Here is an 18,908-nt window from a genome sequence, read left to right as displayed (position 1 = left end):
AAAAGTTTACAGAAACCTCTGGAAGTCCGGGTGAGCCAGCAGGTCTTGCTGGGTTTTAATCGCGCCCTTGTAGTGGTCGTAGTTCTGCCAATAAAAGTCGCAGGCTTCTTTTACTTGAGAGAAATGTGAGAACGGCCCTTTGACTGTCGAGAACTCCTGAGGGCTTTTCAGCTTGATGGAGCCAATGTTGGCGGTATTGCCGCTTCCCGCTCTCAACCCTACAACATCAGTCTTTTCTCTGATGAAGATGCTCTGCAAGTCATAAGGGCATTTGATGTCGCCGGCTTTTGGTATGTTGGTTAGATCATACTCTTCAAATGCCAGGTTTCGCGTGTAGATAAAGCCAATCACCCAATGATGGGTGTAGGTCGAATACGGATGTAAAATGTTTTTGGTGTCATTCCTGATAAACGACTTATAACTTCCCAGGGTCAGGCCCATGGGTTTTCCTTGGGCGTGATAGGTCGTCTTGATGTCGATGGCGATGCGTTGCACGACATTGCCATAGTTATCGAACTTGGTGAAGGTGAAATCGGGATACGTGGTCTGATTAGCGTTGGCTACGATAAAACCGTGATTGAGTGCGATGGTTCTGAGAACCGGGCTGGCAAGCCTTTCGAACACAGTACTGATGACTTTTGTATCGGAGTCGATGGGGTAGACCCGGTTTTGCTCGTCAATAAAACCCTGGATTTCCCAGGTCCAGCCTTTTGTGTAGTTACGAAATTCTTTTTCGAAATCATTGAGTGTGATCACTACTACCTCTTAACTCTGCCCAATCAAAAAACACATCAAGCTCCCTGTCAAAGCGCCTTGCTAGTGTCCGAGTTGTTTCAGACGCAGGATATACTGCGGGTTGGATTGGTGTCCATTTGCGCAGCTCGCTTAAAAGCAGCGCGCGCGACTCTCTCCGAGGACGCGTGAGGTGGGGCCCCTGAAAGTCAATTCGGCCATTTATTGCAGGCATTAAAAAGCCGGCTTGTGGCCGGCTTCTCGGGGACTGCTTCAGCTTGTTTTTGACAAGCCTCACCAGCCTTCAAATCGCTCAGCCAACGTCGCGTCTGGCTGAATGGTAGGGGCATCCGCGGGAACTCCTCCGCATCGCCAGACAGGGGAAACAGCTGAACGCCACCCCTGCCAAATGTGCGGCGCATGATACCCACATTCACCTCAATTGCCCACCTCCGGATCCGATTTAGAGCCTTCCCAGCCCAATAACTGCTCATCCAGCGGCACGGGTGGGCGACGGGTGTTGAGTGTGGCCCACCAGAACACCCACCCCACGATCTGGAAGTTCTGTTCAAAGCGTTGCTCGTAGGTGAGGTATTCGTCGGGATGTTCACCGGCGTTGTGGCTGCGCATACGCAGGCTGCCGCCGGGGCGGTTGTAGAGGTATTTGATGCGTAGCATGCCGTCATGTTCGACCGCGTAGATTTCGCCGTCGATGATTTGGGTGCGACCGCTGTCGATGGCGAGTATGGCGCCCTGTTGGATGATGTCGGTCATGCTGTTGTCGACCATGTACGCGCCTACTGCGCGCTCGGGGTTTACTTTGAGGGTTTCGAGGCTGAGCAGGGAGACGCGGATGCACTCGGTGGACGTAAATGTGGGGTGGAGGGGGATTTCCACGTCGGTTTTTTCTGGGTTGCAGGCCGAGCCTGTGAGGTATTTGCCGGTGGTTTCGCGGGTGGGGAGTGCATTCCTTGCGTTCGGACCGTCCAACAGAAAGTTGACCGGTGGGTGTTTAGGGCCCATGCCGGTGTGCAACCACCGACTGGAGACGCACAACAACTCTGCAATCTCGTTGAGTTTGCCCATGGGTACGCCGCGTTTGAACCAGTTGTTCACGTGTTGAGGCGTGACGCCGCGGTTCTTGGCGAAGTCGGAGGCGGAAAGATGAACTTCCCGTAGCAGTGCTTTTAAACGATCACCTGATGTATTCATAAACGCAGAGTTTACTGGCGGGAAAAACAAATCAAATAAACCATGCGTTGAATTGCGCGTGTAGGGTTTTACTTAGTTGTGGCCTGATTTTTCAGTTTTCTTGTATTGTTAAACGTTAGTTTTTGTTTGTTGATCCGAGTGTTTAATTACATGCATAAAAAAGCCCCGAATAGTCGGGGCTTTTTCTATTGCCGGGGTAATACCGGACGGGTATCAGCCTTTGTAGGCGGCAACCGATTTCAGGATCTCGGCGCGGGCGGCGTCTGCATTGCCCCAACCGTCGATCTTCACCCACTTGCCTTTTTCGAGGTCTTTGTAGTTCTCGAAGAAGTGCTTGATCTGTTCCAGCAGCAGTGGCGGCAGATCGGTGTATTCCTTCACATCCACGTACAGCTGGGACAGCTTGTCGTGTGGAACTGCGATAACTTTGGCATCGCCGCCGCCGTCGTCGGTCATGTTCAGGATGCCGACTGGGCGGGCACGGATAACCGAGCCTGGGGTCACCGGGTAAGGGGTTACCACCAGCACGTCGAGGGGGTCACCGTCGTCAGCCAGGGTGTTGGGGATGAAACCGTAGTTGGCCGGGTAGAACATCGGGGTGGCCATGAAACGGTCAACGAACAGGCAGTCGCTGTCTTTGTCGATTTCGTATTTGATCGGCGCGTGGTTGGCCGGAATCTCGATGGCGACGTAGATGTCGTTCGGCAGGTCTTTGCCAGCCGGAATCTTGCTGTAGCTCATTGGGCGTTGCCCCCGTTAATTGGCCAAGATACTTGGCCGGATTGGCCTAAAAGTGGCGGCGATTATAGGCACATTCCGCCGCCGATGCCATGCGCCAGACGTCGTACGGTTATTCGCCCTGCGGCTGATAACGCGGGTCCGTGGCTTGTAGCTGGTTCAAGCGGGCCAGGGTGTCCTGGCGATAAAAGCGGCTGAGTTGGGCGTACACCTGTGGATAACTATTGACCAGTAAATCCGGGGCGCTGAAAAAATATTCGCTGGTAACGGCAAAGAATTCCGCCGGGTTTTCCGCCGCGTAGGGGTCGATCTCGGTTTCGGCGTCCGGGTTGGCGTCCAGCTGGCGATTGAGGTCGTCGTAGGCGCTTTGCATCACGCTGGCCCATTCCTGCACGCGCATGTCGCTGTGCAGCGGCGGCAGGCCATTGGCGTCGCCGTTGAGCATGTCGAGTTTGTGCGCCAGTTCGTGGATGACCAGGTTGTAGCCTTCCCAGTTGCCACTGGCCAGCACGCCTGGCCAGGCCAGGATCACCGGACCCTGTTGCCAGGCTTCGCCGCTGTGCTCACCGTCCCACTCGTGCTCGATGCCACTGCTGTCGCGATGGCGTTGGGGGCTGAGAAAGTCGTCGGGGTACAGCACGATTTCGTGGAAACCCCGATACCAATCGAGGTCGCCCAGGTTCATCAGCGGCAGTTGCGCCTGGGCGGCGAGCAGCAGGCGTTGTTCCTGATGCAGCTCGACGCCGGGGAGGGCGGTGAGGTGTTTTTCGGCGAGAAATACCACGCAGGCTTCGCGCAGCCATTGATCCTGCTCGGCGCTGATGCCGTCGAGAAAGGTCAGATGGTGGCGCACCCGCTGCCAGGTGTCATCGGCAATCGGGTGCTTGGCCAGCAGGCGCCGGCGACGCCAGGCGCTGAGGGACCACATCCGCGGTTACTGCGGCTTGGCTTCGGAGGAGGCGCGACCAAAGCGGCTGCGAAACACGCCAATGATCATCGGCACCAGCGACAGCAGGATGATGAACACCACCAGCAGCGAGAGGTTCTTCTTGATGAACGGCACGTTGCCGAAGAAGTAACCCAGGGTCACCAGGCCACCGACCCAGAGGATAGTGCCCAGCACGCTGAAACCGAAGAAGCGTGCGTAAGGCATTTTGGCGATGCCGGCGACAAATGGTGCAAAGGTCCGCAGGATCGGCAGGAAGCGCGCCAGGGTCACGGTTTTGCCGCCGTGCTTGTCGTAGAAGTCGTGGGTTTTCTGCAGGTAGTCGCGTCGGAAGATCTTCGAGTTCGGGTTGCTGAACAGGCGCTCTCCCGCTGTTCGTCCGATGACGTAGTTGGTGCTGTCCCCGAGGATCGCCGCCAACATCAGCAGGCCGGCCAGCAAGACCGGGTCCATGCCGCCGCCTGCGGCGACCGCACCGGCGATGAACAGCAGCGAATCACCGGGCAGGAAGGGCATGACCACCAGGCCGGTTTCGCAAAAAATCACCAGGAACAAAATAGCGTAGATCCACGGACCGTAATTGGTTACCAGCAGGTCGAGGTAGACGTCGAGATGCAGGATAAGGTCGAGCGGGTTGAAATCCATGGATGGCACCTGTGTGAATGGCTCGGCTCAGCAGGCCAGTGCGGAAGCTGGGGTAAGTAAGGCTACAAGTGTATGCCGCGATTCTTACATCCCTGAAAGGTCCGCATTATACGGATCGAGAGGTGAAAAGCCTGTTGGTTTTGTAGCGGGGGATGTCGCGGTTTTCGAAAATATACACCGATCCAAATGTGGGAGCGGGCTTGCTCGCGAAAGCGTCGTGTCAGTCAGCACATCTGATGCTGAACCACCGCATTCGCGGGCAAGCCCGCTCCCACAGGGGATTTTGGGGGGCAGTGGTCAGTCTTCGCTGATCGGCAGCACGTAGTTCTTGAACTCGGTGTCTTCACGAAACCCGATCGACTCATACGTCTTCTGCGCCACTTGATTGTCACTGCTGGTAGACACCCGCAGCCGCACCGCATGGGTCTCCTTGGCCATTTTCTTCGCGGTGCGCATCAGGTTGTCGGCCACCAGTTGCCGACGAGCGTCTTCGGCCACATAGATGTCGTTGAGGATCCACACGCGCTTGAGCGACAGCGAAGAAAAGCTCGGATACAGCTGGCAAAAACCGAGCAGCTTTTTATCGTCATCATCGGCCAGGGCCAGGTAGATCACCGATTCCTTGCGGCGCAGGCGCTTTTCCAGGAAGGCCCGCGACGAGTCTGGGAAGGGCAATGCACCGTAGAATTCGCGGTATTTGACGAACAATGGGGTCAACAGGTCCAGGTGTTCCAGGGTCGCTTGAGTAATCCGCATGCCAGGCCTCAACTTCCAAATGGGGTATGACCACAGAAGCGGCCGTGACTCGATGCTGCCTAACGGCGCGAAAAAGCGCAATCATGCAGCGTTCAGTCATCCGGTGAACTGAGCAGGAAATTACCTTTCATCAGGTCCGGATCATCCGATTCGATGGTCTGAACCTGCGCCTCATCCTTGAGGTTGACCCCCGACAGTTGCCGGCAACACGCCTCTCGCATCAAGTAAAGCAGGCGATGGGCTGCCATGCCGTAGCTCAAGCCCTCCAGGCGTACGTTGGAGATGCAATTGCGATACGCATCGGTGAGGCCGACCTTGGGGTTGTAGGTGAAATACAACCCCAGGCTGTCCGGCGAGCTGAGCCCTGGCCGTTCGCCGATCAGGATCACCACCATCTTGGCGCCGAGCAATTGGCCAATCTCATCGGCCACGGCCACACGGCCTTGTTCGACCAGGATGACGGGTGACAAGGACCAGCCTTCGGCGTGGGTCTGTTCTTCCATGCGTGTCAGAAACGGCAACGTATGTTTATGCACCGCCAGTGCGGACAAGCCATCTGCCACCACCACTGCCAGGTCCACGCCACCGGGATTGGCCGCCGCATGTGCGCGCAGCGCCTGGGCCGACTCATCGCTCAAGCGCCGCCCCAGGTCCGGGCGTTGCAGGTAGCTGTGCCGGTCAGTTGCGGCGCTGTGCAGCAACAGGCTCTCACGGCCGCGTTCGGCCAGTTGGCCGCTGAGGCCGGCATGGTCGAAGGGCAGGTGCACGGCGTCCCGCGCCTGGGCGTGGGCGAACTGGAAGTCCAGTTGCGCCTGGGTGGGAATGCTGGTGCCGGTACGGCCCAGGGCAATGCGCGCCGGGGTCAGGCGGCGCAGTTCCAGCCACGGGTTCTCAGGTAGGTCGAGTTGCACGGGCGGCTCCTTCATCCCAATTGCGCCAAGGCTTGGCGAAACGCCGGTGGCAGGCTGTTACCGAAGCGCACCTTGCCATCGGCTTGCGTGAAGATACCCATCTTCGCCAGCCACTGTTCAAACTCCGGTGCCGGCTTCAAGCCCAGGGTCTGGCGGGCGTACAGGGCGTCGTGGAACGAGGTGGTCTGGTAGTTGAGCATGATGTCGTCAGAGCCGGGGATGCCCATGATGAAGTTGATCCCCGCCACGCCGAGCAGGGTCAGCAGGGTGTCCATGTCGTCCTGGTCGGCTTCGGCGTGGTTGGTGTAGCAGATGTCGCAACCCATCGGCACGCCCAGTAGCTTGCCGCAGAAGTGGTCTTCGAGGCCGGCGCGGATGATCTGCTTGCCGTTGTACAGGTACTCCGGGCCGATAAAACCGACCACGGTGTTGACCAGGAACGGCTTGAAATGCCGCGCCACCGCATAGGCCCGGGTTTCACAGGTTTGCTGGTCGACCCCAAAGTGCGCGTTGGCCGACAAGGCGCTGCCCTGGCCGGTTTCGAAATACATCAGGTTCTGGCCCAGGGTACCGCGATTGAGGCTCAGGCCCGCGTCGTAACCTTCCTGCAACACGTTCAGGTTGATGCCGAAACTGGCGTTGGCCGCTTCGGTGCCGGCAATCGACTGGAACACCAGGTCCAACGGCACGCCACGGTTGATCGCTTCGATGGAGGTGGTGACGTGGGTCAGCACGCAGGCCTGGGTCGGGATCTCGTAGCGCTGGATGATTGCGTCGAGCATTTCGAGCATGGCGCAGATCGAGGCGATGCTGTCGGTGGCCGGGTTGATGCCGATCATGGCGTCGCCGTTACCGTACAGCAGGCCGTCGAGAATGCTCGCGGCGATACCGGCCGGCTCATCGGTTGGGTGGTTGGGCTGCAGGCGTGTGGATAAGCGCCCGCGCAGGCCCATGGTGCCGCGGAACTGGGTGACGACGCGGATCTTCTGCGCCACCAGCACCAGATCCTGCACGCGCATGATCTTGGACACGGCGGCAGCCATTTCCGGCGTCAGCCCAGGCGCCAGCGCGCGTAGGCTATGTTCGTCGGCCGCGTCGCTCAGCAGCCAGTCGCGCAAGCCGCCGACGGTCAGGTGGCTGACCACGGCAAACGCCTGCTTATCATGGGTGTCGATGATCAGCCGGGTGACTTCATCGCTTTCATAGGGGATCAGCGCTTCTTCGAGGAAGTGTTTCAGCGGGATATTCGCCAGCGCCATCTGCGCGGCCACCCGTTCACCGTCGTTTTGCGCGGCCACGCCAGCGAGAAAGTCCCCGGAGCGTGCAGGACTGGCCTTGGCCATTACGTCCTTGAGGCTGTCGAAGCGGTAGGTTTGTGTACCCACCGCGTGGGAAAAGCTTGCCATACAGTGTCTCCTTGACGACGCGGGCACGGCGCTCGCGTCGAGGTTTACGGCAGTCAGTGCAAGGCGGCCTCTGCGGCCTGGATCGCCGCGAATTCCTCTTCGGGCGTGCCTGCTACCAAGTGATGCCGGCTGTAGAAAGCAAAGTAAGCAATTAATACTCCATAGATGATCGCAGCGCCAATCACCACCCGTGGATCGACCAGGAAGCCCGCCACTACGGCCACGCAAGCCAGTACCAAGGCGACGCCGGAGGTGAAGATGCCCCCAGGTGTGCGGTACGGGCGGTCCATTTTGGGGCGACGAATGCGCAGGGTGATGTGCGCGGCCATCATCAGCACGTAGGAAATCGTCGCGCCGAACACCGCCACCAGGATCAGCAAATCACCCTGGCCGGTCAAAGACAGGCCAAAACCGATGATGCCGGGGATGACCAATGCCAGCACCGGTGCTTTGCTTTTATTGGTCTGGGACAGTTTGCGTGGCAGGTAGCCCGCACGGGAAAGCGCGAAGATCTGCCGCGAATAGGCGTAGATGATCGAGAAAAAACTCGCAATCAAGCCGGCCAGGCCGACGAGGTTGACGAAGCTGCCCATCCACGTCGAACCACCGTAGGACAGCGCCAGCGCTTCAACCAATGGGTTGCCCGATTTGATCAGTGCATAGGTTCCCGCACCGCCCGGCGCAATCACCAGGATCAGCAGGGCAAAACTGGTCAGCACCACAATGGCGCCAATCAGGCCGCGAGGGAGGTCGCGTTTCGGGTTCTTGGTTTCTTCGGCAGCCAGCGGTACGCCTTCGACGGCGAGGAAAAACCAGATCGCATAAGGAATCGCCGCCCACACGCCGACGTAGCCGAACGGCAGGAACGTGCTGGCGCCCTTGGCTTCGGTCACGGGAATGTCGAGCAGGTTGGCGACGTTGAAGTGCGGCACCATCGACACCAGGAACACACCCAGGGCAATCGCGGCGATAGCGGTGATCACAAACATCAACTTCAGGGCTTCACCGACACCAAAGATGTGGATGCCGATAAAGATGATGTAGAACGCCAGGTAGATCATCCAGCCGCCAACCCCGAAGAGCGACTCGCAATAGGCGCCGATGAACACCGCGATGGCTGCCGGTGCAATGGCATATTCGATCAGGATCGCGGTGCCCGTGAGGAACCCGCCCCAGGGGCCAAACGCACTGCGGGCAAACCCGTAGCCGCCGCCGGCGGTTGGGATCATCGAGGACAGTTCGGCCAGGGAAAAACACATGCACAGGTACATGGTGGCCATCAGCAAAGTGGCGAGGAACATGCCACCCCAGCCACCTTGGGCCAGGCCGAAGTTCCAGCCGGCGTAGTCGCCGGAAATAACATAGGCAACGCCAAGGCCAACCAACAGCACCCAGCCGGCGGCGCCTTTTTTGAGTTCGCGTTGTTGGAAGTATTGGGAGTCGACTTTTTCGAAGTCGACAGAAGATCCACTCGGTTCGCTAGGCATGAGGAAGTACCTTTCATTGTTATTGTTCTAATTCGGCATCTGTGTGCCGGATGAAGTTCGCAAGTACTTATGAAACTTCAAGTGTGGGAGCGGGCTTGCTCGCGAAAACGGTAGGTCAGTTGATAAGTCTGTAACTGATACACTGCTTTCGCGAGCAAGCCTGCTCCCACATTTTCAATTGCATTTCAAATGTGGGAGGGCAGTGGTTAGTTAGAAGAAGCCCAACGGATTAATGTCATAACTAACCAGCAAGTTCTTGGTTTGCTGGTAGTGATCCAACATCATCTTGTGCGTCTCACGTCCCACGCCGGACTTCTTGTAACCGCCGAACGCGGCATGCGCCGGGTACAGGTGATAGCAGTTGGTCCACACGCGGCCCGCCTTGATTGCCCGGCCTACGCGATAGGCGCGGTTGATGTCGCGTGTCCACACGCCAGCACCCAGGCCGAACTCGGTGTCGTTGGCAATGGCCAAGGCCTCGGCTTCGTCCTTGAAGGTGGTGATGCTTACCACCGGGCCGAAGATTTCTTCCTGGAACACGCGCATTGCGTTGGTGCCCTTGAGCAGGGTCGGTTGGATGTAATAGCCGCCAGCCATGTCGCCGGTGAGCTTCTCGACCTTGCCGCCGGTGAGCAGCTGCGCGCCTTCACCCTTGGCGATTTCCAGGTAGGACAGGATCTTGTCGAACTGCTGCTCGGATGCCTGGGCGCCAACCATGGTGTCGGTGTCCAGCGGGTCGCCACGTTTGATCGATTCGATCTTTTTCATCACCACTTTCATGAAGTCGTCGTAGATCGACTCCTGCACCAGGGCGCGAGATGGGCAGGTGCACACTTCGCCTTGGTTGAAGAACGCCAGCACCAGGCCTTCGGCGGCCTTTTCGATAAAGGACGGCTCGGCCTTCATGATGTCTTCGAAGAAGATGTTCGGCGACTTGCCACCCAACTCAACGGTCGACGGAATGATGTTGTTAGCCGCCGCATGCATGATGTGCGAGCCCACCGGCGTCGAGCCGGTGAACGCAATCTTGGCGATGCGCTTGCTGGTGGCCAGGGCTTCACCGGCTTCTTTACCGAAACCGTGCACCATGTTGAGTACGCCCGGTGGCAGCAGGTCGCCGATCACTTCGAGCAGCACGTTGATGCCCAGTGGGGTTTGCTCGGCCGGCTTGAGTACCACGCAGTTGCCGGCGGCCAGGGCCGGGGCGAGTTTCCAGGCGGCCATCAGGATCGGGAAGTTCCACGGGATGATCTGGCCGACCACGCCCAGCGGTTCGTGGAAGTGATAGGCGGCGGTGTGTTCGTTGATCTCGGCGCTGCTGCCTTCCTGGGCGCGGATGCAGCCGGCGTAGTAGCGGAAGTGGTCGGCGGCCAGCGGGATGTCGGCGTTGAGGGTTTCACGCACCGCCTTGCCGTTGTCCCAGGTTTCGGTGATGGCCAGCAGTTCGAGGTTCTGCTCGATACGGTCGGCGATTTTCAGCAGCACCAGCGAGCGGTCCTGCACTGAGGTTTTGCCCCAGGCGTCCGCAGCAGCGTGGGCGGCGTCAAGCGCCTTGTCGATGTCCTTGGCAGTGGAGCGCGGGAACTCGGCGATAGGCTTGCCGTTGACTGGCGAGGTGTTGGTGAAATAGTTGCCTTCGACCGGCGGCACAAACTCGCCGTTGATGTAGTTGCCGTACTTGGCCTTGAACGAAACGATTGCGCCTTCAGTACCGGGGTGTGCGTAACGCATGGTGGGTATCTCCTGGCTTTTATGTTTATTTGGAGTGCAGCGCTGCTGCGCTTGATAAGCGTAGAGCAAAGGTTGGGCCACCGCTGCGCAGGCCAGCTAAATCAAGGGCTTGGACTTTGTTGCAAGGCGCTACTGTGGCAGCGTTGACACAGGTGATGTGACAGGTTGTGCCATAAACGGTACAGCCCGTGACCAGTGAGTCTGCCCGGGATTGCATTGGTCGGATGGCTGGGGGATGCTGGGCGCTCTCACGCAGGGAGAATAATAAGAAATGCACAACGATCATTTCAGTCGCCATGCCCAGCAAGTCTTGACCGTGACACGCGGACAAGCACGTTCCCAAGGCCCCGCCAGTGATCCGTCGATCGCCCGGTCCTGGCTGCGTTGCCTGGAGGACTATCATCTCGACCCTGCGCAGACCCTCGCGCCCACCGTGCTTGAGCACGGCCGCTTGCTGGAAAGCCGCGAGCGCCTGCAACAGGTGCTGCACATTGCCGGCAGTGAGATGAACAGCCTGCACCAACAGCTCTCGGGCGCCGGTCATGCGGTGCTGCTGACCGATGCGCGCGGGGTGATCCTCAACTGTGTCACCGCGCCGTCCGAGCGCAAGATCTTCGAGCGTGCCGGGTTGTGGCTCGGTGCCGATTGGAGCGAAGCCTGCGAAGGTACCAACGGTATCGGCACTTGCCTGGTAGAGCGCCAGTCCCTGACCATTCATCGCGATGAGCATTTTCGCGGCCGCCATACCGGGCTGACGTGTTCGGCGAGCCCGGTGTTCGACCCTCATGGCGAATTGCTGGCGGTGCTGGATGTGTCTTCAGCCCGTGAGGCCGTATCGCGCCAGAGCCAGTTCCATACGATGGCGCTGGTCAACCTCTCGGCGAAGATGATCGAAAGTTGCTATTTCCTGCGCCACTTTGAACATCACTGGCTGCTGCGTTTTCATCTGCAAGCCGAGTCGGTGGGCCTGTTCAGCGAAGGACAGCTGGCGTTCGACGGCGATGGGCGGATTTGTGCGGTCAACCAGAGCGCCCTCAACCTGCTGGGGCAAATGCGCGGCAGTTTGCTGGGGCAGTCGGTAGACGCATGCTTCGACTGTTCCCTGGATCAACTGCTCGGACGCGCCAGTGCCAATGCCACTGCCAGTTGGCCTCTGCGCACACGTGACGGCCGGCACCTGTTCGCCGCGTTGCGCGGTCAGTCGCGCACGGTGCCGGTGTCGATGCCAGTGGCCAAGCCCGCGCCGGCGCGCTTGCCCGGTATCTGCCTGGGCGATCCGGCGCTGCAAAACGAGTTTCGCAAGGCGCTGCGGGTGTTCGAGCGCGATGTGCCCTTGTTGATCAACGGCGAGACCGGCTCTGGTAAAGAAGCCTTCGCCAAGGCCGTGCACCAGGCCAGCCAGCGCGCAGACAAGGCGTTTGTTGCACTCAACTGTGCGGCCATCCCGGAAAACCTGATCGAAAGCGAACTGTTCGGCTATCGTGGCGGCAGCTTCACCGGCGCGCTTAAAGAAGGCATGCGCGGCAAGTTGCAGCAAGCGGACGGCGGTACCCTGTTCCTCGATGAAATCGGTGACATGCCGCTGGCGTTGCAGACCCGCTTGTTGAGGGTGTTGGAGGACCGCCAGGTGGTACCCATCGGCGGTGCGCCCCAGGCGGTGAATGTCAGAATCGTCAGCGCGACCCACCGCAATCTGCTGGCGCGCGTGCAGGACGGCAGCTTTCGCGAGGATTTGTACTACCGCCTCAACGGTCTGGAAGTGGCCTTGCCGGCATTGCGCGAGCGCAGTGACAAGCAGCAGTTGTTCGACTTCCTGTTGACCGAGGAGGCGCAAGGACAGTCGATCAGCCTGGAGCCGGCGGCGCGTCAAACGTTGCTGGGCTATGCCTGGCCTGGGAATGTGCGGCAATTGCGCACCGTGTTGCGCACCCTGGTGGCGCTGTGTGATCACGGACGCATCGGGCTGGCCGACCTGCCGGCGCTATTGCACCAGGCCCCGCTGAACCGGGCCAGCGAGTTGCCGCTCGACGATGCCGAGCGCCAGACTTTGTTGGCGGCGCTGGAGCGTCAGCATTGGCGCATGACGCAAACGGCGGAGCATCTGGGTGTCAGTCGCAATACCTTGTACCGCAAGTTGCGAAAACACGGGATTACCCGTTTTGCTTCGGTTTAATTGAAAGTTGTAGGAGGGTGTTCTTTTCAACGGTCAGCTGAATTGATTTTTTATTGTTAAGTGGGAAGTTCCACGCACATTGAGTTGGCCTGTTCCTATAGGAACTGGTCAATGCCATTTATTCACTCAATTAGGGCAACTGCTCAAGGTGTTTTCATTTAATAAAAATCACTCGGGTGAACACGATGATAATTACAACTCCAACGCTTGCGTATATTCCCCAGCTGTCGGCAACTATCGATAAACCTGCGGCGCCGACGGTGGTGCGCAACAGCGATACCACCGCACAGCCTTTGGCGCGCAGCAAGCGCGGTATAAAAGACAAAGGCATTTTTTCGTTGTTCGGCAGTAAGTCGTCGGCGGCGCCACCCGTGGTCGTGCCGCCAAAACCACAGGTCCCTCCCAAGCCTACCGTGTCACCACCCCCTAAGCCGAAGCCGTCGAACAAGCCGTCCGGTTCAGGGCTGCCGACCCCGATCAACCGCTTCCAGAACGTGGCGAGCGCGGTGATTCATGCCAATAAGGTCAAACAAAATGACGCGTTGCTGTTGGCCAGCCTGTCCAAGCAAACGCCGAAAATCAGCGTTGCCGAGGCGGCCAAGCGGCTTATCGATGCGGACAGCCTGGTCAAGGCCGGCGTGATTTCCTCGGCGCCCAAAGCCAGCCAGGTTGCGCGGGATGCCTTTATCAGTGCCGGCATTACCGGCATCGTCAGTGCGCCGGTCAACGTGGGAGCCTATGCTGGCTCCGTGGCCGCCGGGGAGTCGATCAAGGCGACGTACGCTCCGGGCGTGCTGCCGCCGCCGTTTTTGCCGAGCGCCGCGACCGCGCCCAAGGCAGTGCAGTCGCCTGCCCCAGCGGAAACGACCCTCGGCGCGCAACTGGAGGACGCCGAGACCAAACTGTTAGGAATGGCTTCCACGGTGATGTTCATTCTTGGTGATACCAAGAGTGTGTTCACTAAAAATGAAAGTTGGCCAAAAGATGAGCCTGGGCGTCTGGGTAACCTGGAGAAACTGCTCGATGTATCAGAGCAGCAGCTTAAAAAGGCCACTCGTCAGAACGGCATTATTTTCAAACCCTATAAACCTGGCATGACACCTCCAGTCGATGCCAAGGGGCGTCTCGAGCTGATTGAAAAGCGCTTTGAGCGGATGGCCGAGTCGTATGAAAAGTTGCGCGTGTTCGCGGCCATCAAACAAAGTGAAAATGAAGAACAGGCGCTAGCCAAGGTCTGAAGTGTTCGCCGCCGGTGGGAGCGCCTGCTGCGCTCCTACCCGTATAAAGAGTGCGATTTCCCCCCTCCTGCGCTAACCTGCCTCGATGTTTTACGAGGTCGACTATGCACATTCATATTCTCGGTATTTGCGGCACGTTCATGGGCTCGATGGCGGTTCTGGCCAAGGAACTGGGCCATCACGTCACAGGCTCCGATGCCAACGTTTACCCGCCCATGAGCACGCAACTGCAGGCCCAGGGCATTGAGTTGACCCAAGGTTACGACCCGGTGCAATTCGACCCGGTCCCGGACCTGGTGGTGATCGGCAATGCCATGTCCCGTGGCAACCCGGCGGTCGAATACGTGCTCAACAAAGGCTTGCCGTATGTGTCGGGCCCGCAATGGCTGGCCGATCATGTGTTGCAAGGTCGCTGGGTGCTGGCAGTCGCCGGTACTCACGGCAAGACCACTACCAGCAGCATGCTGGCCTGGGTGCTGGAACATGCCGGCATGAGCCCGGGGTTCCTGATCGGCGGCGTGCCCCAGAACTTCTCGGTGTCGGCGCGCCTGGGCGATACGCCGTTCTTCGTGATTGAAGCGGATGAATATGACAGCGCCTTCTTCGACAAACGCTCCAAATTCGTCCACTACCGCCCGCGCACGGCGATCCTGAATAATCTTGAGTTCGATCACGCGGACATCTTCCCGGATCTGCCAGCCATTGAGCGGCAATTCCACCATTTGGTGCGCACCATCCCGAGCGAAGGCCTGGTGATTCACCCCACCACCGAGCCCGCCTTGCAGCGCGTGATCGAAATGGGCTGCTGGACCCCGGTGCAAACCACCGGCGCGGGCGGGCAGTGGCAGGTCAAGTTGCTCAGCGAAGACGGTTCCAGATTTGAAGTGCTGTTCGAAGGCCAGGCCCAGGGCGTTGTCGAGTGGGACATGACCGGCCAGCACAACGTTGCCAACGCCCTGGTCACGCTGGCAGCCGCACGGCACGTGGGCGTGGTGCCGTCGATGGGCATTGCGGCGTTGAGCGCATTCAAGAGCGTGAAGCGGCGCATGGAAAAAGTCGCCGACGTGAATGGGATTACCATCTACGACGACTTTGCCCACCACCCGACGGCGATTGCCACCACCCTGGACGGCCTGCGCAAACGCGTGGGCGATGCGCCGATCATCGCGATTGTCGAGCCGCGCTCCAATTCCATGAAGCTTGGTGCGCACCGCGATGGCCTGCCGGAAAGCGTCAACGATGCCGACGAGGCCGTCTGGTACGCGCCGGCCAACCTCGGTTGGGACCTGCCGGCGATCGCTGCGTTGTGCACCGTGCCGTCGACGGTCTGCGATTCCATCGAAGGCATCATTGAACACGTCAAACAGCAAGCCAAGCCCGGTACCCACGTGGTGGTGATGAGCAACGGCGGCTTCGGCGGCCTGCACGGCAAACTGGCCGAGGCCCTGAAATGAGTGGCCCGGAACGCGTCACCCTGGCGATGACCGGTGCTTCCGGCGCGCCTTACGGCTTGCGCTTGCTTGATTGCCTGGTGCGCGAGGACCGTGAGGTGCACTTCCTGATCTCCAAGGCTGCGCAGTTGGTGATGGCGACCGAGACCGACGTCGCGCTGCCGCCGAAGGTGCAGATGATGCAGGCGTTCCTCACCGAGTACACCGGTGCGGCGGCGGGGCAGATCAAGGTCTACGGCAAGGAAGACTGGATGTCGCCGGTGGCCTCGGGCTCCGGCGCGCCGGCGGCGATGGTGGTGGTGCCGTGTTCCACCGGCACCTTGTCGGCGATTGCCACGGGCGCGTGCAACAACCTGATCGAGCGCGCGGCGGACGTGACCTTGAAGGAACGTCGCCAGTTGATCCTGGTGCCGCGCGAGGCGCCATATTCGAGCATTCACCTGGAGCACATGCTCAAGTTGTCGAACATGGGCGTGACCATCTTGCCCGCGTCGCCGGGTTTCTATCACCAGCCACAGACCATCGATGACCTGGTGGATTTCGTGGTGGCGCGCATCCTCAATCTGCTGAACATTCCCCAGGACATGCTGCCGCGATGGGGTGAGCATCATCTGAGCAGCGATGAATAAGGCGCTGATGTTGGTTGTCGCGTTGCACCTGACGGGGTGCGCCACGGCGCGCACGTTGGATGCGGCGCAACCCGGCGCGCCGGTGGTGTATGCCGGCACGCGCCTGGATCTGTATGCCATGAACGGCGGCTGTTGCGCCAAGGATCGGTTTGGCGCGCAAGCGCCGAGTTATCCCGGCGTGGATCTGCCGGCCAGTGCGTTGCTCGACACGCTGTTGTTGCCGCTGTCGGTGTTGACGGTGCTGGGGGTTGGCTTCAACGCCACGGGCGGTCTTTAAGAGAAGTGGGTGCCTGTGCTGGCCTCTTCGCGGGCAAGCCCGCTCCCACATTTGAACGGTGTGAACCTGATCCGCTGTGGGAGCGGGCTTGCCCGCGAAGAGGCCCGCCCAGCCACCGCGAAATCACTTGCCGAGTTTGCGCAACTCATCCGACTCCACCACCCGCACACCATCCTGCTCTTCCAGCGCCAGGCGCCACATCGCCCGGGCCAGTTCGCATACTTCAATACCACGGTATTTGCCCGGAATCAGCCGCGACAACGGCCCCGCCAGTTGTTCGGCCAGGCGCGGTTCCAGGCGTTCACCCAGCAACAGCGAGGGCCGCACGATGGTCAACTGCGGCCAGCCTTGGGCTTTCAGCGCCTGCTCCATCTCGCCTTTGACACGGTTGTAGAAGATCGAGGATTTCGCGTCGGCGCCAATCGCGCTGATCACGATCAGGTGGCGCGCGCCCAGTTCCCGTGCACGCTTGGCGAAAGCCACCACCAGGTCCAGGTCAACTGCGCGGAACGCTTCTTCGGAGCCCGCGCTCTTGATGGTGGTGCCCAGGCAGCAGAAGGCAATGTCCACGCGCCCGCTCAATTGCGGCAAAACCACCGCCGGGTCGCCCACCGGGTTTTCCAGGTGCGGGTGTTCGGCCAGTGGCTTGCGGCTGGGCGCCAGCACGCGGGTCACGGTGGGTTCATTGAGCAGGCGATCCAACAGGTGTTCGCCGGTCAGGCCGGTAGCTCCGGCCAGCAGGATATGTTGAGGCGTCAGGTACATGGTGTTTCCCCCTGTTACACGTTACAGCTTAGTTGCCTTTGGCTTCCTTGCTATTCATTGAGACGCTTTCCAGCGCCTTTCGTGCCTGCTGTTTGCGTAATAACTGCCAGTGGGCGATCACGCCTTTCGGCGCCCAGATCTGCGGTTCCGAAGCTTCGAAGTTGTCTGCCTGTTCGCGTTCGCTGACATGCAGTTGCGCCAGTTTGAAGGCTTGCTGCAGGTCGTCGGTCTGGTTGAAGGCCTGGGCGAAGAGGGCGTCGCCGAAATAGGTGAAGTCGGCTTCTTCGGAGCAACCGAAGGACACCCGGTCGGCGCGCGAGGCGGTCATGATCAGGGTACGCTCATCCTTCAGCGTCGGGATAAACCCGCCGGAATAACACGCGGAAATCACGATGACCTTGTCGCGGTTTTTCAGCGGTGCGAGCACGGCGGCCAGTTCGTCGGCCGGCAAGTCAGCCAGCTCCATGCGCGGCTGGTCCAGCACCAGTTCGTGTTCATGGGTACCGTGGCTGGTCATGTAGATAAACACCAGGTCTTCCGGCCCGGTGCGTTCGGCCAGGGTCTGCACGGCGCGGCGCAGGCTTTCACGGGTGGCCAGGGGGCGGTCGGCGATATGGTCACGGTGGTTGACCAGGCGGATCTGCCCGCGCGCGCCGAAGCGGGTGGCGAGCATGTTGCTGACGTAATCGGCCTCACGCAGGAACACGCTTTGTTTACCATCGCCGGCCAGCACCAGGGTGTACAGCTCGACGGCGGGGGTGGAGGCGGGCACGGCGGCGAGGGCGGCATCGAGCAATTGGCCTTGGGCCAGTACGCCGATTTCCAGTGGGTCGGGGAGCAGTTTGCCGTCGGCGTCGCGCACGCGCATGCCGTTGACCCAGGTGCCGGCTTGCACGGTGCCGTCGGTCAGCACGAGAGTGCCGCGGCCCTGGTAGTTGTCGCTGTCGAAGCCGCCGATATAGAAACTGCCGTCGGTGAGGTTCAGGCGGCCCTCGCCGGTAAAGCGCCAATCGCTGAACTGGCCGACATAGTGGCTGCCGTCCACGCCGATCAACTCGCCTTTGCCACTCAGCGCGCCTTCCTTGAACTGGCCGATCCACACGTCGCCGTCGGCGTTTTCATAACGGCCCTTGCCGTTGAGCTGGTTTTGTTTGAACTGGCCCACATAGATGTCGCCGTCGGCGCTATTGAAAGTGCCATTGCCTTCGAGCTGACCATCGACGAAGTGGCCGCTGAACTGGTTGCCGCTGTCGTCGTTGCGCTGGCCTTCGCCATTGGGCTTACCGTGGGCGAACTGGCCCTGGTATTGGCTGCCATCGGCCAACTCCAGGCGCCCGAGGCCGGAGTACTGGTCATCCTTGAATTCGCCGCGATAGGTCATCTGCCCCTCTTTGAGGGTGCCTTCGCCGTTGCGTCGGCCACGCTTGAAACCACCGACATAGCTGCTGCCCGGCGTGGTCAGGCTGCCCTGGCCGTCGAACAGGCCTTGCTGGAACTCGCCTTTGTAGACTTCGCCGTTGCTGCCGTGCCATTCACCCAGGCCGTGCCACTGGCCGTTGTCGAACTGGCCGGCGTACCAGCTGCCATTGGGGTAGTCGACGCGGCCCTGGCCTTGCAGCAAACCATTGACCACATCACCCCGGTAGCGGCCGCCATCGGGCAGGCGCGCATCGGGCGGCAACAGCGATTCGCCGTCTCCGCAAGCGGTGAGCAACAGGGCAAGGGCAAGGGGAGCAAGTGGGCGCATAGCGGGATCCGGATAATTGAGCGCCGAGTATGCCGCAGCCGCGAGGTTCATACATAAATTTACA

Annotated in this window: 17 protein-coding genes; 5 read left to right on the top strand and 12 right to left on the bottom strand. The window is 60.0% G+C overall.

Annotated features, from left to right (window positions below; genetic code table 11):
- Nucleotides 1-6 precede the first annotated feature (6 nt).
- The 10 genes from IB241_RS14665 to IB241_RS14620 all read right to left on the bottom strand — a co-directional run bounded on the left by IB241_RS14665 (nt 7) and on the right by IB241_RS14620 (nt 10,564).
- A complete protein-coding gene (locus IB241_RS14665) occupies nt 7-756 on the bottom strand; it encodes a type II restriction endonuclease (RefSeq protein WP_192299056.1) in 750 nt (249 codons plus the stop codon).
- Between the two features lie 414 nt (nt 757-1,170).
- A complete protein-coding gene (locus IB241_RS14660; protein WP_192299055.1) occupies nt 1,171-1,944 on the bottom strand; it encodes a helix-turn-helix transcriptional regulator in 774 nt (257 codons plus the stop codon).
- A 213-nt stretch (nt 1,945-2,157) separates the two neighbouring features.
- Nucleotides 2,158-2,685, bottom strand: a complete 528-nt coding sequence (gene ppa / locus IB241_RS14655; RefSeq protein ID WP_003219382.1) for an inorganic diphosphatase — start codon at nt 2,683-2,685, stop codon at nt 2,158-2,160.
- Nucleotides 2,686-2,794: 109 nt separating this feature from the next.
- Nucleotides 2,795-3,610 (bottom strand): zinc-dependent peptidase, encoded by an 816-nt coding sequence (locus IB241_RS14650; protein ID WP_192299054.1) that lies wholly within the window; start codon nt 3,608-3,610, stop codon nt 2,795-2,797.
- 6 nt (nt 3,611-3,616) lie between these two features.
- The gene (locus IB241_RS14645) at nt 3,617-4,273 is read right to left on the bottom strand and encodes a DedA family protein (protein ID WP_192299053.1); all 657 of its coding nucleotides are present in this window, start codon (nt 4,271-4,273) and stop codon (nt 3,617-3,619) included.
- A 297-nt stretch (nt 4,274-4,570) separates the two neighbouring features.
- Complete coding sequence (locus tag IB241_RS14640; protein WP_192299052.1) at nt 4,571-5,029, bottom strand: GNAT family N-acetyltransferase; 459 nt, start codon at nt 5,027-5,029, stop codon at nt 4,571-4,573.
- 92 nt (nt 5,030-5,121) lie between these two features.
- Nucleotides 5,122-5,955 carry an ethanolamine ammonia-lyase subunit EutC gene (gene eutC / locus IB241_RS14635; protein WP_192299051.1) on the bottom strand — a complete coding sequence of 278 codons (834 nt, stop codon included), beginning with the start codon at nt 5,953-5,955 and terminating at the stop codon, nt 5,122-5,124.
- Entirely contained in the window at nt 5,952-7,346 is a 1,395-nt protein-coding gene (locus tag IB241_RS14630) for an ethanolamine ammonia-lyase subunit EutB (protein WP_124525118.1), read from the bottom strand. Before IB241_RS14630 ends, eutC begins: the two co-directional genes overlap by 4 nt.
- A gap of 53 nt (nt 7,347-7,399) precedes the next feature.
- Nucleotides 7,400-8,833, bottom strand: a complete 1,434-nt coding sequence (gene eat / locus IB241_RS14625; protein ID WP_192299050.1) for an ethanolamine permease — start codon at nt 8,831-8,833, stop codon at nt 7,400-7,402.
- 210 nt (nt 8,834-9,043) lie between these two features.
- Nucleotides 9,044-10,564, bottom strand: coding sequence for an aldehyde dehydrogenase family protein (locus IB241_RS14620; protein WP_192299049.1), 1,521 nt, complete (start codon nt 10,562-10,564; stop codon nt 9,044-9,046).
- 271 nt (nt 10,565-10,835) lie between these two features.
- Here IB241_RS14620 and IB241_RS14615 point away from each other — a divergent pair, with 271 nt between their 5' ends.
- The 5 genes from IB241_RS14615 to IB241_RS14595 all read left to right on the top strand — a co-directional run bounded on the left by IB241_RS14615 (nt 10,836) and on the right by IB241_RS14595 (nt 16,332).
- On the top strand, nt 10,836-12,737 hold the full coding sequence (locus IB241_RS14615; protein ID WP_192299048.1) for a sigma-54-dependent Fis family transcriptional regulator: 1,902 nt from the start codon (nt 10,836-10,838) through the stop codon (nt 12,735-12,737).
- 185 nt (nt 12,738-12,922) lie between these two features.
- Nucleotides 12,923-13,975, top strand: coding sequence for a hypothetical protein (locus IB241_RS14610; protein WP_225595494.1), 1,053 nt, complete (start codon nt 12,923-12,925; stop codon nt 13,973-13,975).
- A 104-nt stretch (nt 13,976-14,079) separates the two neighbouring features.
- Nucleotides 14,080-15,429 carry a UDP-N-acetylmuramate:L-alanyl-gamma-D-glutamyl-meso-diaminopimelate ligase gene (mpl, locus tag IB241_RS14605; RefSeq protein WP_192299047.1) on the top strand — a complete coding sequence of 450 codons (1,350 nt, stop codon included), beginning with the start codon at nt 14,080-14,082 and terminating at the stop codon, nt 15,427-15,429.
- The gene (gene ubiX, locus IB241_RS14600) at nt 15,426-16,055 is read left to right on the top strand and encodes a flavin prenyltransferase UbiX (RefSeq protein ID WP_017735613.1); all 630 of its coding nucleotides are present in this window, start codon (nt 15,426-15,428) and stop codon (nt 16,053-16,055) included. Before mpl ends, ubiX begins: the two co-directional genes overlap by 4 nt.
- Nucleotides 16,048-16,332, top strand: coding sequence for a YceK/YidQ family lipoprotein (locus IB241_RS14595; RefSeq protein ID WP_192299046.1), 285 nt, complete (start codon nt 16,048-16,050; stop codon nt 16,330-16,332). The genes ubiX and IB241_RS14595 overlap by 8 nt, the downstream gene beginning before the upstream one ends.
- Nucleotides 16,333-16,455: 123 nt before the next feature.
- Here IB241_RS14595 and IB241_RS14590 read toward each other — a convergent pair whose 3' ends face one another.
- Nucleotides 16,456-17,097 (bottom strand): oxidoreductase, encoded by a 642-nt coding sequence (locus IB241_RS14590; protein ID WP_192299045.1) that lies wholly within the window; start codon nt 17,095-17,097, stop codon nt 16,456-16,458.
- A gap of 28 nt (nt 17,098-17,125) precedes the next feature.
- Nucleotides 17,126-18,844: a C13 family peptidase gene (locus tag IB241_RS14585; RefSeq protein WP_192299044.1), complete on the bottom strand. Its 1,719-nt coding sequence runs from the start codon at nt 18,842-18,844 to the stop codon at nt 17,126-17,128.
- Nucleotides 18,845-18,908 lie beyond the last annotated feature (64 nt).

The organism is Pseudomonas sp. PDM05 (assembly GCF_014851685.1).
In the GTDB taxonomy this organism is placed as follows: Bacteria; Pseudomonadota; Gammaproteobacteria; order Pseudomonadales; family Pseudomonadaceae; genus Aquipseudomonas.
This window is presented reverse-complemented; position numbering and strand designations above follow the sequence as displayed.